This is a genomic window from Mobiluncus porci (assembly GCF_009695935.1).
GTDB classification, from domain to species: Bacteria; Actinomycetota; Actinomycetes; order Actinomycetales; family Actinomycetaceae; genus Mobiluncus; species Mobiluncus porci.
Genome location: NZ_VUMY01000006.1, coordinates 47312 through 63995, shown reverse-complemented (window position 1 = coordinate 63995; position 16684 = coordinate 47312). Strand labels below are relative to the sequence as shown.

The 16684-nt window shown below is 57.1% G+C and carries 19 protein-coding genes and 1 riboswitch; of the genes, 1 reads left to right on the top strand and 18 read right to left on the bottom strand.

Translation table 11 applies throughout. The features are described from left to right. Positions 1 to 45: 45 nt before the first annotated feature. The 15 genes from proB to FYJ63_RS04260 all read right to left on the bottom strand — a co-directional run bounded on the left by proB (position 46) and on the right by FYJ63_RS04260 (position 13153). Positions 46 to 1131: a glutamate 5-kinase gene (proB, locus tag FYJ63_RS04330; protein ID WP_287848046.1), complete on the bottom strand. Its 1086-nt coding sequence runs from the start codon at positions 1129 to 1131 to the stop codon at positions 46 to 48. 124 nt (positions 1132 to 1255) lie between these two features. After that, positions 1256 to 2815 carry a GTPase ObgE gene (obgE, locus tag FYJ63_RS04325; protein WP_154544138.1) on the bottom strand — a complete coding sequence of 520 codons (1560 nt, stop codon included), beginning with the start codon at positions 2813 to 2815 and terminating at the stop codon, positions 1256 to 1258. A 121-nt stretch (positions 2816 to 2936) separates the two neighbouring features. Next, positions 2937 to 3197 (bottom strand): 50S ribosomal protein L27, encoded by a 261-nt coding sequence (gene rpmA, locus FYJ63_RS04320; protein ID WP_154544136.1) that lies wholly within the window; start codon positions 3195 to 3197, stop codon positions 2937 to 2939. A gap of 11 nt (positions 3198 to 3208) precedes the next feature. Next, on the bottom strand, positions 3209 to 3529 hold the full coding sequence (rplU, locus tag FYJ63_RS04315) for a 50S ribosomal protein L21 (protein WP_338106827.1): 321 nt from the start codon (positions 3527 to 3529) through the stop codon (positions 3209 to 3211). Positions 3530 to 3794: 265 nt separating this feature from the next. After that, positions 3795 to 4805, bottom strand: coding sequence for an MFS transporter (locus FYJ63_RS04310; protein WP_154544134.1), 1011 nt, complete (start codon positions 4803 to 4805; stop codon positions 3795 to 3797). Positions 4806 to 4988: 183 nt separating this feature from the next. Beyond that, on the bottom strand, positions 4989 to 5222 hold the full coding sequence (locus FYJ63_RS04305) for a hypothetical protein (protein WP_195839334.1): 234 nt from the start codon (positions 5220 to 5222) through the stop codon (positions 4989 to 4991). Positions 5223 to 5251: 29 nt separating this feature from the next. Beyond that, positions 5252 to 5566: a hypothetical protein gene (locus FYJ63_RS04300; protein ID WP_154544130.1), complete on the bottom strand. Its 315-nt coding sequence runs from the start codon at positions 5564 to 5566 to the stop codon at positions 5252 to 5254. Between the two features lie 4 nt (positions 5567 to 5570). Then, on the bottom strand, positions 5571 to 6005 hold the full coding sequence (locus FYJ63_RS04295) for a hypothetical protein (protein WP_154544128.1): 435 nt from the start codon (positions 6003 to 6005) through the stop codon (positions 5571 to 5573). Between the two features lie 73 nt (positions 6006 to 6078). Further along, the gene (locus FYJ63_RS04290; protein ID WP_154544126.1) at positions 6079 to 7434 is read right to left on the bottom strand and encodes an MATE family efflux transporter; all 1356 of its coding nucleotides are present in this window, start codon (positions 7432 to 7434) and stop codon (positions 6079 to 6081) included. A gap of 166 nt (positions 7435 to 7600) precedes the next feature. Further along, positions 7601 to 8398, bottom strand: coding sequence for an alpha/beta fold hydrolase (locus FYJ63_RS04285; protein WP_154544124.1), 798 nt, complete (start codon positions 8396 to 8398; stop codon positions 7601 to 7603). Between the two features lie 88 nt (positions 8399 to 8486). Continuing rightward, positions 8487 to 8885, bottom strand: coding sequence for an arsenate-mycothiol transferase ArsC (locus FYJ63_RS04280; protein ID WP_154544122.1), 399 nt, complete (start codon positions 8883 to 8885; stop codon positions 8487 to 8489). Positions 8886 to 9109: 224 nt separating this feature from the next. Further along, on the bottom strand, positions 9110 to 9430 hold the full coding sequence (locus FYJ63_RS04275) for a putative heavy metal-binding protein (protein WP_154544120.1): 321 nt from the start codon (positions 9428 to 9430) through the stop codon (positions 9110 to 9112). A gap of 91 nt (positions 9431 to 9521) precedes the next feature. Continuing rightward, positions 9522 to 10823 carry a hypothetical protein gene (locus FYJ63_RS04270; RefSeq protein WP_154544118.1) on the bottom strand — a complete coding sequence of 434 codons (1302 nt, stop codon included), beginning with the start codon at positions 10821 to 10823 and terminating at the stop codon, positions 9522 to 9524. 157 nt (positions 10824 to 10980) lie between these two features. After that, positions 10981 to 11601 carry an EamA family transporter gene (locus FYJ63_RS04265; protein WP_154544116.1) on the bottom strand — a complete coding sequence of 207 codons (621 nt, stop codon included), beginning with the start codon at positions 11599 to 11601 and terminating at the stop codon, positions 10981 to 10983. 103 nt (positions 11602 to 11704) lie between these two features. Next, positions 11705 to 13153, bottom strand: a complete 1449-nt coding sequence (locus tag FYJ63_RS04260) for an MFS transporter (RefSeq protein WP_154544114.1) — start codon at positions 13151 to 13153, stop codon at positions 11705 to 11707. 243 nt (positions 13154 to 13396) lie between these two features. Between FYJ63_RS04260 and FYJ63_RS04255 the strand changes: the two genes are divergently transcribed. Then, positions 13397 to 13663, top strand: a complete 267-nt coding sequence (locus tag FYJ63_RS04255) for a GlsB/YeaQ/YmgE family stress response membrane protein (RefSeq protein WP_154544112.1) — start codon at positions 13397 to 13399, stop codon at positions 13661 to 13663. A 168-nt stretch (positions 13664 to 13831) separates the two neighbouring features. Here the strand turns inward: FYJ63_RS04255 and FYJ63_RS04250 are convergent, their stop codons facing one another. The 3 genes from FYJ63_RS04250 to FYJ63_RS04240 form a co-directional block, all read right to left on the bottom strand. Continuing rightward, the gene (locus tag FYJ63_RS04250) at positions 13832 to 14566 is read right to left on the bottom strand and encodes an amino acid ABC transporter ATP-binding protein (protein ID WP_154544110.1); all 735 of its coding nucleotides are present in this window, start codon (positions 14564 to 14566) and stop codon (positions 13832 to 13834) included. Continuing rightward, positions 14563 to 15399: an amino acid ABC transporter permease gene (locus FYJ63_RS04245; protein ID WP_154544108.1), complete on the bottom strand. Its 837-nt coding sequence runs from the start codon at positions 15397 to 15399 to the stop codon at positions 14563 to 14565. Before FYJ63_RS04245 ends, FYJ63_RS04250 begins: the two co-directional genes overlap by 4 nt. A 101-nt stretch (positions 15400 to 15500) precedes the next feature. Continuing rightward, entirely contained in the window at positions 15501 to 16403 is a 903-nt protein-coding gene (locus FYJ63_RS04240) for a transporter substrate-binding domain-containing protein (protein ID WP_229769961.1), read from the bottom strand. Positions 16404 to 16492: 89 nt separating this feature from the next. Continuing rightward, a riboswitch (Lysine riboswitch) is annotated at positions 16493 to 16667 on the bottom strand. Between the last annotated feature and the right edge of the window lie 17 nt (positions 16668 to 16684).

The following is a 16684-nucleotide window of genomic DNA, read 5'->3' as shown; positions in this document are numbered from 1 at the left end:
AAAAAATGTACGGTTACGCCCTGTAGGGTCGAAGGCATTGCTTTCCTAGTATCGCGTCTCGGCGAGGTAGTCGCGGTGGACGACAGGGCCGAGGTCGGTGAGTCCGGATTTAGCCAGGTCGGTTTGATTTCCGCTGATGATGGCCTTGACTTGGGCCGAGGAATAAGCGCTGACACCCTTGGCAATGATTTCTCCGGATTGGTCGGTCAGCTCCACCACTTCTCCAGCCTCAAAAGCACCCTCAACAGCGGTTACGCCTGCTGCCAGGAGAGATTTCTTCCCTACAGTGATGGCCTTTGCGGCGCCGTCATCAAGCACCAATCGCCCCTGAGCTGTCGCCGCGTATGCCAACCAGAGTTGCTTCAAACCGCGCCGCTTGCCGGTGACACGGAATACCGTCCCGACCTTCTCGCCCGCCAACGCTTCTCCGAGAAGGTTAGTCGAGGTCAGGGTGACTTCAGTGCCGTTTGAGGCAGCCACCTGTGCCGCCAAGAGTTTAGTGCGCATCCCTCCGGTACCCCATCGCGAGCCCACTTGGCCGATGTCGATGCCTTCGAGGTCCTCTAGCCCGCGGACTTCCGCAATGCGGAGCGCCTCCGGATTGGAGGGGTGGGCCGTGAAAAGCCCGTCCACATCCGTGCAGAGAATCAGCCGTTCCGCCTTCACCATGTGGGCCACAATCGCGGCTAGCCGGTCATTATCCCCGAACCGAACCTCGTCTGTCGCGACCGCATCGTTCTCATTTATGACCGGTATAACTCCAAGGGCTTCGAGTTTTTCCAAAGCGCGACAGGCGTTGTTGTATTGCGCCCGTCCCACGACTTCCGCGGCCGACAAAAGAATCTGGGCAGCCACCACCCCTTGCCAGGCCAGGGCTTGGGTCCAGCGGTACATGAGGAGGCCTTGGCCGACAGCAGCCACCGCTTGTGCGGTGGCAAGGTCTTTCGGACGTTCGGTGCGACCGAGCGGCTGGGAGCCAGCGGAGATGGCACCGGAGGAAACCAAGACGACATGTTCGCCGTGTTTTACCTCCTCAGCAAGGAGACGAGAGACCTCGTCAATGCGGTTAAGGTCCAGGAATCCGTCGGGCCGAGTCAGTGAGCTGGAGCCGATTTTTACTACTGTGGTCACGGTTCCAGTTTAGCGTTTCTAGGAATTTTGGAATAACGGTGGGGTAGGACGGGAATAGGTGGTGAGAAAATCGACACGAAAGCCGATTTTCGAGGGGTTCGTGTCGAAATCTTCTCCACGTATTTCACTCGTGACCCGGATCATCCCAAATTCCGGACTCTTTTTCGGCGGCAAGCTCCTCGCGCGCCCGCTGCTTGGCATCCATCCAAGCGTGGTAATCGATGCGTCGCTGCTGGTTAGAGCGGCGGGTGGGCTCGTAGAGTCGCGAGTCAGTCCCGCGTGCCCCCAAGAGCTCGGCTCCGGCTTGCAGGGTCGGCTCCCAATCGAAAATCACTCCGGTCTCAAGATCACCAATCACCACCGTGTCTCCGGCGCTTGCTCCCGCTTTCAGCAGGTCATCCTCCACTCCGGCATTCGCCAGCCGGTCAGCGAGATAGCCGACAGCCTCATCGTTCGTGAAATCCGTCTGTTTCACCCAGCGTTCCACCTGTTCGCCGCGAACCTCGTAGCCGGTTCCACCCTCGATTTGGATTGGGATAACAGTGTAAGGTTTTTCCCCGCGAGCTGGTTTGGGAGTCGGGCGCAGCACTGGACGTTCGATAGCCCCTGACCCGCTGGCCGTGCCGGATTCGGTTAGAGAGTTCCGGAAGTCCTTCACCAAGTTTGCCAACCCGAAAGTCAGGTCCTTCAATCCTTCATGGGTGGCCGCAGATACCTCGAAAATCGGCCAGCCGAGACGTGAGAGCTCCCCGCGCATAACCTCTGCCATTTCCCGCCCATCGGGAACATCGATTTTATTCAGAATGATGACACGTGTTCGCTCCATTAATGGCGGCAAAAACGAGCGCCCGGGACGGTATCGATCGAGGTCAGCAGCATAGGCGGCGAGTTCCTTCTCGAGGGCACGAATATCGGAAATCGGGTCGCGCTGCGGTTCCCAGGCTGCCAGGTCAACCACGTGGGCGATAACGGAACAGCGCTCGATGTGGCGCAGGAAATCGAGCCCGAGACCTTTACCCTCGGCCGCCCCGGGAATAAGCCCCGGCACATCCGCCAAGGTGAACCGCGCCACCGGATTGTCAACCACAGCGAGATTCGGTACCAGCGTCGTAAACGGATAGTCGGCAATCTTCGGGCGCGCCGCCGAAAGCGCCGCCACCAGTGACGACTTCCCTGCTGAAGGGAACCCCACCAAGGCCACGTCCGCCACGGACTTTAGCTCCAGGATGACAGTGTGTTCTTCGCCTGGCTCGCCCAGCAAAGCGAAGCCGGGGGCTTTACGCTTTGAGGAAGCCAAGCCGAAGTTGCCGAGTCCCCCGACTCCCCCGCGAGCCACCAAGAATTCAGCGTCCGGGGAGTTGAGGTCGGCCAGAAACTCCCCGTTTTCCCGAGTTACCACCGTCCCTTGGGGAACACTCAAAACGAGGTCCTCCCCGCGACGGCCATCCCGATAGTCACCAGCTCCGGCAGCCCCGTTTTCAGCGCGGACGTGGGGACGGTGGTGGAACTCCAGCAAGGTGGTGACCTGAGGATCTACCCGCAGAATAATCGATCCTCCGTGGCCGCCCGCTCCCCCGTCGGGCCCAGCAAGAGGTTTGAATTTTTCGCGACGAATCGAGGCGCATCCGTTCCCGCCGTCGCCGGCCTGAGCAAACAGCTTGACGTAATCAACGAAACTGACCAAGATTCCTCGCTTTCTTGTGGGCTTTAAAATGAGTCAAAAAGCACGTCCCCATGACTCATTTTTGGGCGTTAAAAGCAAAGAGGGCTCGGAGGAGCCCCCTTTGCTGACGTTTACGGAAAACTCACGCCGAGGCGGTTTCCTTGACAGAGATGATGCGACGATCGCGGTGGCGACCGAACTCGACCGCGCCAGCCTTCAAGGCGAACAAGGTGTCGTCCTTACCGATGCCGACGTTGAAGCCGGGGTGGTAGTGGGTGCCGTTTTGACGCACCAAAATCTCACCAGCGTTGACCATCTGGCCGCCGAAACGCTTCACGCCGAGGCGCTGGGCGTTCGAATCTCGCCCGTTGTGGGAAGAACCCAGACCTTTTTTATGTGCCATTGTTGAACCCCCTACTTGATTCCAGTAATTTCAATACGGGTCAGCGGCTGGCGATGTCCTTGACGCTTGCGGTAACCCGTCTTGTTCTTGTATTTCACGATGGAAATCTTCGGACCCTTAGCCGGGCCGAGAACCTTCGCGGAGACCTTCACCTTGGCCACATCCGCAGCCTTGGAAGTCACCTTCCCTCCGTCAACCAGGAGGATTGCCGGCAACTCAATCGTTTCCCCCGCTGCCTTTTCAATTTTTTCAACCAGCAATTCATCACCGACAGAGACTTTCTCCTGTCGGCCGCCGGCCTTGACGATTGCATAAACCACGTCGAAACTCACTTCTTGTTTAGACTTCACAATATCCGCGCTTAGGCTCTAGGAGCACGAAGCACCGAGGCTCTAAATTACCGGATTTCCCCCGCCTTTGCAAACTCACGTTAGCGCGGTCGGTGTCAAAAGGAGACGCCGCCAACTGGGCGCTCCAAAGCTCAGACCATCGTGGGGAGGCTCCGGTCTCGCTTACTCATTAACGATACTGCCACAATCAGCAGGCAGCCCAACACGACGAGAGCGGCAATCGGCGGGAAGACCCCGGAATAGGAAATCACTGTCCCGTTTTCGTCCTTTTCAGCAAAATCCCCATTAGTTGGGGGCCGAGGAGTGAAGCAGTGGAGTAGGCTACAAACATGATGGCGTAGTTCAAAACGGAGTGCTTCACCCCGAAGTTGTCGGAGGTTATAGGCGGGAACATGACCAAAACCGCACCGCCGCAGGCTCCGATGGAGCAAACTGCAATCATGAACGGGATCGGGGTGTTCAGATTGGCGATGATGATGACGGTCACCAAGAGGATTGCCAAGGCAAGAAATTGAGTCTGGTAGCGCTCGGTTTTATCGGACAGCGCCCCGAAAGAGAGCCGACCGAGGAGGTTGAAAACAGCCAACAAAGAGATGGCAAGCACTTGCTGAGAAGAGTCGAGTCCGCCCTGAACCGCGCCGATTTTTGCCCCGTTCGCCAACATCAGCATTGCCGGCGTATAGGCGATCATGAAGATCAAAATCAGCATCCAAAAGATCGGGGTGCCAAGCATCTGTTTCCAGTTTTTGTCGATAGTTCCAGCGGTGGGTGAACCCGGCCTCGAAGCGGGCGGGCGCCATCCCCGAGGTCGGTAGCCCGCGGGCGGGGTTTGGACAATCCAGCCGATAAGGAACATGAGACCCATGTAGATAAAACCGATGATGATGCAGGCCTGGGCAATTCCCACCGAGGCATTTAATGCGTTCGCAAGCGGCGCAGTAAAGACCGGTCCGATGGCCGCACCCCCGAGCATCAGCCCAGACGCGAATCCCTTGCGGTCAGGGAAGAACTTCAAGGTTTTGGTGACGTTGAAGTTGTACAACATGCCGTCGCCGATTCCCCACAGGAAACCGAATCCCAAGACAAACAGCGCGAAAGAGCCGACCATCACGCCCCAGCCAGTCACAATCCACCCCGAGGCGAACAAAAACAAGCCGACATACATGAGGATTCGCGGATTCACCCGCGAGACAATCGCCCCAATGAGGACGCCCGAGATACAGAGCAGGAGATTGTAAAGCGAATACACCAGCGTCACCGTGACGGTTTAGTATCTGTTATCTCACTCGTTCTCCTTTGGTAGCCTTTGGGCAGCACGTCTGGTGACGTAGCGAGACCTCATCTGTGGTGTGACTCAAGACAAAGGTAAGCCACCGGAGGAGAAACCGCCAAGTAGGTCACTGAAAAACTGGCGCTGGGAATGTGGCTGCTATCTCGGGTTTCAAGTATCTTGAGCCACGTAAAGCCGATTGGAGCGCGGGAATTCACGCCTGCAGGCCTCGCGCAGAGCCGGTTTCAGGTCGTGGGGACTCGTGAAGGTTTTCTCGAGGTGCTCATAGCCGGATTCAACAAGAGTTATCTCGGTTTCCCTCGCGCTCACGCTCACCGAGCGATCCTTTTTCCAGGTCAACAAGGTTACCGCTCCGGCTCGCCTTTGTGCTACAGCATAAAGCATCGTTTCGCCTTGTTTCAAGGGGACTTGTTTCACTTTAGGAACGCCTCGATTTCGTGGGTGAAGTCGGATTTTTGGATGTGGTTGCTGAGATAAACCACGGTTACGGTGCGATCTCGGACGGTGAAAGCGACGCGCAGAGCGGGGAGTTTTCCGGTGTTGACGCGGCATTCATAGACTTTCAGGCCTTCGAAAGTACGGCGGCTCGCGAGTTTTGTTTTCACAAAATCGGTTTCGAGTTGTGCGTTGAGAGCGTGAGTGATCGCGTCTTCCAAAAGGGCTTGTTGAGGCGCGAACTTCTTGAATACCGCCTTACAGCCCGTCTCGTGAAATTGAAATATCCACACGAGCCTATTCTACGTCCTTGGTATGCTGGGAAAGATCGTTACGCTTCGTCCGAATTCCCACATAGGAACTGATGAGCGGCAGAGAGACAAGACACCAGACCCAAAACATGGCGCGGTCAGCAAAGCTCTGAGCCTCGAAAATGCTGCGGGAAACAGCGAGAAATAATCCGGTCAAAGTACCAAATCCCACGTCAAGGCCCCAAATGGCGTGGCCTTTGATGCGTTCCATAGAACGAATCGCCAAGACAGCGTAGACAATGAGGGCAACCCCCACCCCAACAGAGTAAGCAACCGGCAAGAGTTCGTTTCCGATGAAGAACTTGTAGACTCCAACAGCCGTAGCGAGACAAACTGCGATAATGACGGCATAAACCGCTAGGTTAGCCCAGTTGACATGGAATTTTGATTTCTCATTCTTCTCTTCTCGCACGGTATTCACCGAGCTATTGTCCCACTTGGGGGGAAGACGGGAAGGAAGCCGGAGCACTGAAATTATTCAGAAAAACGACAACCTACGTCAGACGCATCCACGTGTCCTGCCGGATTCGCCGGCCGAGGGTCGCGAGGCGGGCGAGGAAGAAAACCCCGCAATAGCATCCCCACAGCCAGGCCAGCCCGGTCGCGCCCGAACCGGCAAAACGCCAGACTGCCACGAGCGCGGGGACATAGACCGCGAGGTTCACGAGCCCAGCCAGCGCCAGATACCAGGTGTCATTGGCCCCGATGAGGATGCCGTCGAAAACAAAGACGATACCAGCAAGCGGTTGGAAAACTGCTGAAACTGCGAGCGCCAGCGTGGCGGCTTCAAGGACGGCAGGGTCGCTCGTGAAAACCCAGGGCCACCAAAGGCTCGTCCCCGCGATTACCAGACCGAGGATGATCCCAAGCCCGATCCCCCAAGCCGAGGTGCGCTTGATGAGGGCACGAACCGCGGGTCGGTCGGCTCGCCCTAGTTCGAAGCCAATGAGTGCCTGGGTCGCAATCGCGATGGCGTCGTGGAGGTTCGCGGCAATGGTCCAGGTAGTCGCGGCAATCTGGCGTCCGGCGACCTCGACTTCACCCTGGGAGGCCGCGACCCACAGGGTGGCGAGAATCACGATTTGCATGGTCAGGGTGCGAATCATCAAGGGAATACCACCTTTGAGGGCACCGAATATAGCCCAGAATTCGGGGCGAAGAGACACCCGCGCGCCGAGAGCCCCCTTGATGATTTTCACTCCAAAAGCCACGCCCATTCCCAGCGACGCGAGGCTCGTCCCGAGACCTGCGCCCGTTACTCCGAGTCCCGCCCCGAAGATGAGCGCGGCGTTGAGGGCTACGTTGGCGATCGCGCCGGTCAGGGAGATCACCAAAGGCGTGCGGGCATCGAGTTGCCCGCGCATGGCTCCGGTGCCTGCCAAAACGAGCATCATGCCGACCATGGACGGCGCCGCGGCGCGCAAATAAGCCGCCCCTTGGAAGGTGACTGCTGGACTCGCCCCGAAAAGACCGACAATCGGCGCCGCACCCACCGCGAGAACCACAGCGATAACCATCCCGACCAGCAAACCGAGCCACGCGCCGTCCACGCCCGTTTTGACCGCACCCCTCCGGTCTCCCGCACCGAGTTGGCGGGAGGCCACCGCGGTCGTGGTATAGACCAGGAAAATACAGAGTCCCACAATGAAAACGTTGATGGAAGAGGCTAGGGTGAGGCCGGCAAGTTCGGTGGTCCCGACATGGCCGATCATCGCCGAATCGGCGACAACCATCAGGGGCTCGGCGAGCAGTGAACCCAGCGATGGCACGGCGAGCGAGAGGATTTTTCGGTTCAGGGTTTTCCCCTCGCCCGGGGGATTATTCTCGGGCTCTGACACTTCCTGGGCCATTATTGAAGTCCTCCTTCCCGAGTTTTACCAATTCCGGACACCAATCTCCCTTAATTTCACATTTTGAGACGAGTAAAGGTTTGGTAAATATCACTCTACCAGTATGTTCTCCTGCTAGCTTTAAAACCTACCAGGCGGTTGGTGTCCGGTTTGGTTAGCGGGTGAGTTAGGCGAAAGCGGGAAAAGTCGCGAGGTCGCGATCTAGGACGGCGAAGAAGGCTTGGGGCGCGCCGAGTCGCAGGGCATGATCTTGACCAGGGATAATCTCGACTTTCAAGGCAGGATTACCCACTTCACGGATAGTTTTGGCGCCGTCAAGACCCACCAGAACCTCGTCAGTATCCGAGGTTATCACCGTTGTCGGGACGCTCAACTCCGCGGCGACTTCTTGCCACGGGCGGGTGAAACTCACTATTCCCACCTCCAGCAATGCCGGATCCACCAAGGCTTTGGCAAAAGCCCACCCGAAGTGGGAGGCCGCATTCCAATGGGGACGCAACTCCAGGTTTCCCGCCAGTGTCTGCAGGGGATCCCCGCGCCACATTTGACTGAGTTCTACCTGGTCGTGACGCCGGTCAAGATAGCCCTGCTTTTGAGTGTCACTGAGCCAGGCAGGATCTTCCAGAATCAGCCCGCGAAACAGGTCAGGTCTCCTTGTCGAGAGTTCCGAAACCATGGCTGCCCCCATCGAATGAGCCACCACCGCCACGGTTTTCCCGTAGGTCTCCTCCAGGAATTCCAGGGTTTCTTCCAGCTCTCGCTCCCCCGCCACGGCTGGTTCGGGCAACTCCGCGGGCTGGTAGCGAGGCGAGGTTCCGTGGCCGAGAGAATCAAGGGCGATAACGAGGTAGTCGGACTTGAGGTGATTGATGGTGTCTACCCAGGTGGTGGACGCGTCACAAACCCCATGGACCAGGACCACCAGCGGTTTTTCTGGATTTCCCGCCACATAATAAGAAAGCATGCTTCCCCCTATCGGTTTCCTAACACCGGAATTCTATCCCCGCTTCCCAGCGAAAAACCCCGTTTGGAACCGGCGGGCGGAAAAAGCGCTAACCCAAATCCGCTAGCAGTTGTCGCACCCGATCTTCGATGTCATCGCGGATAGCTCGCACTTCCTCGAGAGTTTTCCCAGCAGGATCCCCAACTTCCCAATCCAGGTAGTGTTTACCGGGGAAAACCGGACAGGCTTCCCCGCACCCCATGGTCACGACCCAGTCCGAGCGTTTCACGTCTTCGGGCTCTAATACCCGCGGGTTTGGGGCGAAAGGCTCGAGTCCGATTTCAGCAAGAGCCACGACCACCTCGGAATGGATTTCGGAGGCGGGCTCGGTCCCGGCGGAAAGTATTTCCATCGACTCAGGGGCAAGTTTCCGCGCTATCGCCGCCGCCATCTGAGAGCGACCCGCGTTTTGGCGGCAGGCAAAGAGAATCGTTTTCGTTTCATTCATGTCCGCATGATACCCGAGTGAGGTTAAGGGCAGGTTAAAGAGTTTCGGTTACCTGAATAACCACATGGGTGACCCGAATAACCACAACCCTATCCTGGCAATATAGCATAAAACAGGCAGGATTGCTTCTACCTGCGAATTTACAATTTGGCCTCCCCAAAAATCCCCGCCGGTGTGGTTATTCAGGTACGCTGCCACACGATTCTCAATGGCGACCGGCCAACTTACTGGACGACTACGGCAGTTCCCGAAGCCGTTACCATCAGCATGTTTCCGCCGGTCCCCAACACTTCGTAGTCGATATCCACACCGACAACCGCATTGGCTCCCAGACCGGCGGCGCGCTGTTCCATCTCCGCGATGGCGTTACTGCGCGCCTGCAGGAGTTCGCCTTCGTAGGAGCCGGAGCGACCGCCGAAAAAGTTCGTGAGCCCCGCGGCGAAGTCTTTGATGACGTCAACACCCTGGATGACCTCACCAAAGACAATGCCTTTGTATTCAATAATTTGGTGGCCTTCCACATTGGGGGTGGTCAGTGAAATCATGATTGTCTCCTCGCTTTAGATACCGGCGAGTTTAGTCTACCGGTATCAAAGCCCGTCGGGGAGCGAGCCGCCACCGCCCAACGCCCCCAGGCTACTGCTGTTGCACGGTTCCCTCCAGCCTGGTCGGGATCGAGTCGGCGCCGTGGGCTTCCACTTCACCAAGGTGCAGCTCGTGGACGGTTGCGCCTTCGAGAATCTCGAAGCTCGCGAGCCCTTCTCCCTCAGTTGAGATCTTCCCGTGAATCCCGAGCGCGTCCACGACCGCGCCGGGCTTGATGCTCACCGCGGAAGCCTTCAAGACGGTCTGGACGCCTTTGACGAGGCTCAAGCCCTCGCCACCGGTGGTCGTGACATCGCCGGTCACGGCAACCGCGCCTACCGGACGGGAAATCTGGATACCGATTGCGCCGTCCCCGTGGGTCGTAATCGACTCAAACTTGGCGGATTGCAAAGTCCCGTCATAGACGTTGAAACCGCGCGCTCCGAGCCCGTTCGTGACTATCGGCGCGTTTACTTCCAACGCCCCCATGTCCCCGAAGTTCACGAAACCAATCCCGGACGGACCCGTCGAGGTGATAGGCGCGTTCGCCACCCAGTGCGGGGTCTCGCCCCAGAGGTCAAGCACCATGTCATTTTGTCCGTGGGTCGTTACCGGTCCAGAGTTTTCGACCCGCTCGACTTTCGCTCCAGAGACCACGAAAACCCCGCCAGTGATTTTGTCCGGAGTCCCGGGAGCAATCCCACCATCGGTCACAATCGTTCCGGTTTCAACCAAATCCGCGGTAAAAGCCCCGCCCGTGAGTTTGCCCTCGCGGTCGGCGTAGCCAGCCAAGAAAACACCGGATCCGCGCACCGGAGTTTCCTCGGTGCCGACGCTGATTCCGCGCAAAGTCGCACTAAAAGTCGCAGCCGGATCGGGCTGGCGATTCCACAAGGTGAAGCCACCTTGGAGGACGTCAACGCCGTAACCGTGAGGCTGCTCGGCTCGCCCGCGCAGGTCAGCGGAGAGCACCTTGACCCCGTCAGCTTCGACGCGGATATGCTTTACCGCGCCTTCCGCTACGAGATAAACCTGACCGACGGTCGTGACGTTCCGCAACCGCAAAGTGCCGGCGTCGGTGATTTCGAGGGAGTTGTAGATTGCCTGCTCGTAGTCGAGGGTTTTAACCGTCAGGTTTTCTAGGGAGTTGTCCTTGGTGAGGCGCAAGCCTTTGGCGAGGAATTCGAAGCCGTCGGAGCTGTCTCCCTTCGCTCCGTGCAGGGTCACGCCCTCGGGGAGGGTAATCGAAGGAGAGCCTTTGATGACCCCCTCGATAGTAATGTCTTTCGCGCCACTTTCAAGGGCATCAGCAAGTTCTTTAGCGTCTGTAACAGTTTGAGTTTCTTTATTCATAAGGCCAATATAAGCGCTTCGAGCCCGTGCCAGCAAGGGAGTTCTCAGAGGGCGATTTGCCCCAGTTTTCAGGAATAAGCCGCGACTTTACGGTGTTTATTTGATTGTGTTTTCTGTCTAGCGTTTGTGGGGCTGACTCGCAAGTGCCGAGCCGAAATCAGGCTCGCGGTGCATCGCGCGGCTCTTCGCGCGATTCGGGGAGCGCCGGAAGTATAATCGCCACCAGGATAAGCCCGATACCGAGCAGCCCGAGCCAGCCAAAAACTTCGTGGAGGACCACGGCTCCGAGAACGGCGGCAACTGCGGGATTCAAGGCGGCCATCAAACCGGTGATTTCCGCGGAGACCCGAGATTGGGCGACCGGCTGGAAGGTGAAGCCGAAAATCGTACACACCAAAATCAGCATCGCCATCATCCCCCACTGGGATCCGGTCGCTGGCAGATGCGGGATTTGCCAAATCGCGCTGGCTAGGCCGGCGAGAAGCGCCAGCGCTCCGAGTTGAATCACACCGATAGCAAGCCCCTCTTCGGGGGTATCGGTCAAACGGTCCGTGATAATAATCGTCGCCGCGTAGCTCACTGCTCCGCCGAGCGCCACCAGCAGTCCTACCGAGAGTTTTCCGCCGGGAACTGTCAGCAAGCCGACTCCCACCACCGCGAGGATGAGGAAAGCGACCCCGAAACGCACGGCTAGAACATTGAACGATCCCCTGGTTTCGAGGAGATGCTTGCTGAATATAAACGAGGTTCCCCGCGCCATCATCAACGCGGCCAACAAAACTCAAAACCGTGCTGGGCGCCGCGGAAGGTGTCTTTCCTTTGCTCCACTTGCTCATTATCGGGATATTTTCGGAAGGACACCAAAACCGCGGAGAACCCGCCTAGACCTCAGACGGCTCGCCTGCAAAACTTGCGGTAGCCGCTTGCTGGGTCGCCAGAGCGTGACGGGTCGTGGCAAAAATGGCCAGCAAGGCGGCCACAATCGCAATCAGCGCCACCAGCCACCATCCGGGCTGGGCAGCGACGGCAATGGATTCGCCGCGGGCGCGGGTTCCGAAGTTCATAATCGCGCCCAGAACTGCGACGCCGATTGTCAAGCCGGTTTGCCGGAAAATGGACACCGTCGCGCCGGCCACACCGGACTGGTCTTTAGGCATCCCACTTAGAGCGGTCGTGATCAATGCGGGGTTTGCTAAGCCCACTGAGGCTCCCATCAGGACTGATGCCACCAGGAAGAGCGCCAGAATCGCCGCCGTGGCGCTGTCACCGCTCCCAGCCAACGGCAAAGCCAGCAGCAATAGAGCCAACACCAACTGCAGGGCCGCCCCCACCAGCAGCGGCACGCGATTACCGGTTTTTTCTAGGGTTCGTCCCGAAATCGAGGAACCGGCCGCGTTTGCCAAGGCCAGGGGCACCATCAGCAAGCCCGCCACCAGCGGCGTGAAGGCTAAGCCGGGGGCTGGCTCTTGCAACAGGAGCGTAGCGATGAACATGAATCCCGCGTAGGTGAAGAAGAATAGGAAAGCCAACAAGCCGGCGGTTGCGAAAGGAATGGAGCGGAAGAATTTCAGGTCCACCATGGGGAATTTCACTATCGCCTCCACCAAGACGAAGGCCACGAGGGCGAGGATGCCCGCGACCAACAACGCCCAGGTCAAGACGTCAGTCTTGCCCTCACCGAGCGCAATAATCGCGTAGGTCATCGACCCCAAGCCCACGAGCATCAAGGCCTGTCCCGGCCAGTCAATCGGACGCGACTTGGCGGCGCGCGACTCCGGCACGCTGATGACAATCGCCACCAAGCCCAGCACCGACAGGGGCACATTGAGCCAGAAAATCCCCTGCCAGCCGGCAATCCAGGACAGTAATCCGCCGATTACCGGACCGGCGGCGGCCCCGAGACCAATCATGGTTCCCCACACTCCGACTGCGCGCGCCCGCTCGCCGGGGTCGAGGAAAACGTTGTTGATGATGGCGAGCGCGATGGCCGGCATCATGGCGGAGCCGAGCCCTTGGAAGGCGCGGGCCAAAATCAGCCAGGTCGGGTTGGGGGCCAAAGCACCAGCGAGCGAAGCCAGACCGAAGATGGACACCCCGATGAGGAGGACTCGCTTACGGCCAAATTTGTCTCCCAGTGAGGCGGTCAGCATGATGAGCGAAGCGATGACCACCGTATAGATATCGCCAATCCACTGCAGTTCGGAAGTGGAGGCTCCAAGTTCGCTTTGGATGCGAGGCAGCGTCACGTTCAGGCCCGTGAAGTCTACCTGGGTTATGAAGATGGAGATGGCGCAAGTGAAAAGAATAATGTTGCGCTGTAGTTTTGACATAGCTGATATATTATTGAGGTTCTTCGACACGGTTTCCTTCTTTCTCAACCGATGTGGTTAACAATATTTTTTGATAATTTATTCCCGATTATATGATTCTTCTCTCTAAGTGAAATTGCGCTATTCGGCTAGGTATCGTCTCCTGCATTGTGATAACGTGTTTTTTGGTAATACAACTTGTGTGTTTGGCTTTGAATGCGCCACGCGCGCCCGAAGGCAGGGGCACTCAACGAAAGGGAGATTATGGGACACATAATTGGCATTATCGTAGTTGGCGCGATTATCGGGGCCTTGGCTCGACTTTTCCGCAAGGGCAAGGAACCGATGGGAATCGTGGTTACTATCATCATCGGCGCTGTTGGAGCCGGTCTCGCCGGATGGGTTTTGGGACTGCTTGGATACGGCAATGCTAATGGTGGAATTCCTTGGATTCAGTGGATTGTCGCTGTTATCTTCGCGATTATCTTGATTGGAATTTACATGGCTCTTACCGGAAAGAAATCCGAGTAATAAACGCCTTCGTGATAATCTCGTTTCCCTGTAGCGAGTTGATTTGCGAAATACGATTGGGGGTTCCCGAACTTGAGTTCGGGAACCCCTTATTTTTTCAAAACCGGCCAGCGATTGCAAAATAGCCCCTTCGAATTCAGCAATCCCTTAATGAATTCTTTAAATCAATCACAGGTAGCGGGCGAGGAAGTCGCGGGTGCGTTCGCGCTGGGGATTTTCGAAGATATCATCGGGAGCACCTTGTTCTTCGATTACTCCGTCGGCCATGAAGACGACGTTTTTACTGACGGTACGGGCGAAACTCATCTCGTGGGTGACGACGAGCATCGTCATGCCCTCGGCGGCGAGCTGTTTCATTACCCCGATGACCTCACCAACCATTTCCGGGTCGAGAGCGGAGGTGGGTTCATCAAAGAGCAACACCTCGGGATCCATCGCGAGGGCTCGCGAGATGGCGACGCGCTGCTTCTGACCACCGCTTAGCTGGCGGGGGCGGGCATTGATAAAAGGCAACATCCCGACTTTGTCGAGGTACTCGCGAGCCTTTTCCTCGGCTTCGCCCCGCGACCGACCCAGGACTTTCATCTGGCCAATCATGCAGTTCTTCAAGACCGTCATATTGTTGAACAGATTGAAGGACTGGAAAACCATCCCCACCTTAGAGCGGTATTTCGCCTGGTTAACCGAGCGGTCGTGGATGGATTTTCCGTGGTACAAGATTTCGCCCGAAGTCGCTGGCTCAAGCATGTTGATGCAGCGCAACAAGGTTGACTTCCCCGACCCGGAGGCCCCGATTATCGAGGTCACATCCCCCGAACGAACCGAAAAATCGATGTCTTTCAAAACTTCGTGGGTCCCGAAACTCTTGGAGAGGTGTTTGATGGTAATAATCTCCTCGGTCATTTCGCGCCTTTCTTCGGTTCAGAATAGGTGTAGTTGCCGGCGGCCATGACGAGTTGGTCTTCATTAATGAGTTCGAAGTCCGCATCCGCTTCGGCTCCCGGAACGAGTTCATAATTGTCCGCGCCGTCAATAGCATGCTCGAGTTTCCGCAACAAGAAAGAGGACAACAGCGTGAGTGTCAAATACCCGACCATCTCGATTGTTGCCGAGGGGAAGTATTGGTATATCGCTCCGGACACCATCTTGTGAACCGAGAAAAACTCGGCGAAACCGATGATGAACATGACCGAGGTGTCTTTGATGTTGATGATGAAGTTGTTCCCGATTTGCGGGAGAAGATTACGTAGCGCTTGGGGCAAAATCACGTAGAGCATCGTCTGGAAGTGGGTCATGCCGATGGCGCGAGCCCCCTCGGTTTGTCCCGGGTCAACGCTGATGATGCCGCCGCGGACTGACTCGGCAATATAGGCGCCGGTGTTGATGGAGACGACGAAAATCGACACGCCCCACATGGATTGGAACTGTAGCGCATTGTTCGTGAAATACGGCAGGCCGTAGTAGATGAACACGGCCTGGAGAATCATTGGGGTGCCGCGGAAAACCTCGACATAGATCCGGATGATGACGCGGATAAGGGCGAGGAGGAAGCGCTTGGCGAGCGGGTCGGTTTTCGCGTGCGGGATGGTGTTGAGAATCCCGCATGCGAAGCCGATAATGCACCCGAGAAAGGTTGCAATGGTGGCGAGAATAAGCGTGTTGGCGATACCTTGGAGGTAAATTCCGCCGTAATCATTGAGCAACGCGAGGATATCTCGCCACAGTTGTAACAGCATATTTTCTTCTTTCAAGTGGTGCCCGGCGAAAGTCAGCAAGGGACGTGCTTGATGACTGGATGATGGTTTTGAAAATGAGTCAAAAAGCACGTCCCCATGACTCATTTTTGGAGGGGTTGGATTTTCGCAGCCTGTTCCATGAGCTTGTTGAAGTCCTCGGCCGTCTTGTCTTTCAAGACCGCGTTGATGCCATCCTTCAACTCGGTGTTTCCCTTGCGGATAGCGATGCCGATATTCACGTCCTCGTCGGAAGCCTTGAAGTTATCGTCGCCACTGGAGAAGTCGAGAATCTTCATATCCGGATAGGCGATTAATGCGCCCTGTGCGGTCGGCATATCCGTCACCACGTAGTCCACCTGACCGGTTTCCAGCGCCATCAACATGGCGGGAGCGGAAGCCGCCGGAGGCTGCTTGTCCACGTCCTTAATCTGGGGGATCAAAGTGTCGTACCACACGGTACCGGACTGGCTCGTTGCCTTGCCACCCGCGAGGTCAGCAAGCCCTTTAGCGCCCGCAAACTTGGAGTCCGCCTTGGTGAGCGCCACAATATTCGCATAAAGATACGGGCCGGCAAAGTCCACGGTCTTTTCACGTTCCTTCGTCATGGACTGGCCCGCAATGGTCGCATCCACGGTTCCAGCCTGGACTGCGGGAATCAGGGAATCCCATTCGAGCTGGACAATCTCGAGTTTCCACCCGTTCGCGTCCGCAATCTCCTTGGCGGTCATAACGTCGTAGCCATTGGCATAGAGTTCCGCGCCCTTGATTTTGACTGCTCCGTTGGCATCATCGGGTTGTGCCCAGTTGTAGGGGGCATAGGCGGCTTCCATGGCGACGGTGAAAACCCCGTCCTCCACTCCGGACCCCCCTGCTTTAGCCGCGGACGAAGTCTCCCCGGAAGGCGAAGCCTCGCCGGTCTTCAGAGAATCCACCGAACCTGAACCACAGGCGGCTAGAGAAATCGCTCCAGCTAGAAGTGCGAGCGTGCCAAATAACTTTTTCATCATCGGTCCTTTCAATCGTTGCTAACAACTTTCGCTTGAACCGGCCACTAGAAAAGGGGCCATGTTCCATGACCCCATACGTGTGTATGCGTCATGATAGCTCTCCGCAATCGCGACAGTCGGACGAATATTTTTCGCCCGCCCGGGCTTGGCTCCTGGGGAAGAATCCGCACCCTCGGCAACCGCCCCTTTCACTTCCGGCCACCCTTGGGGTTCCCCTGCTTTTCGGAAGTTACTGATGTTGGTTGCGCCTCCATCATGCTTTTATATGGCTTAGTTTA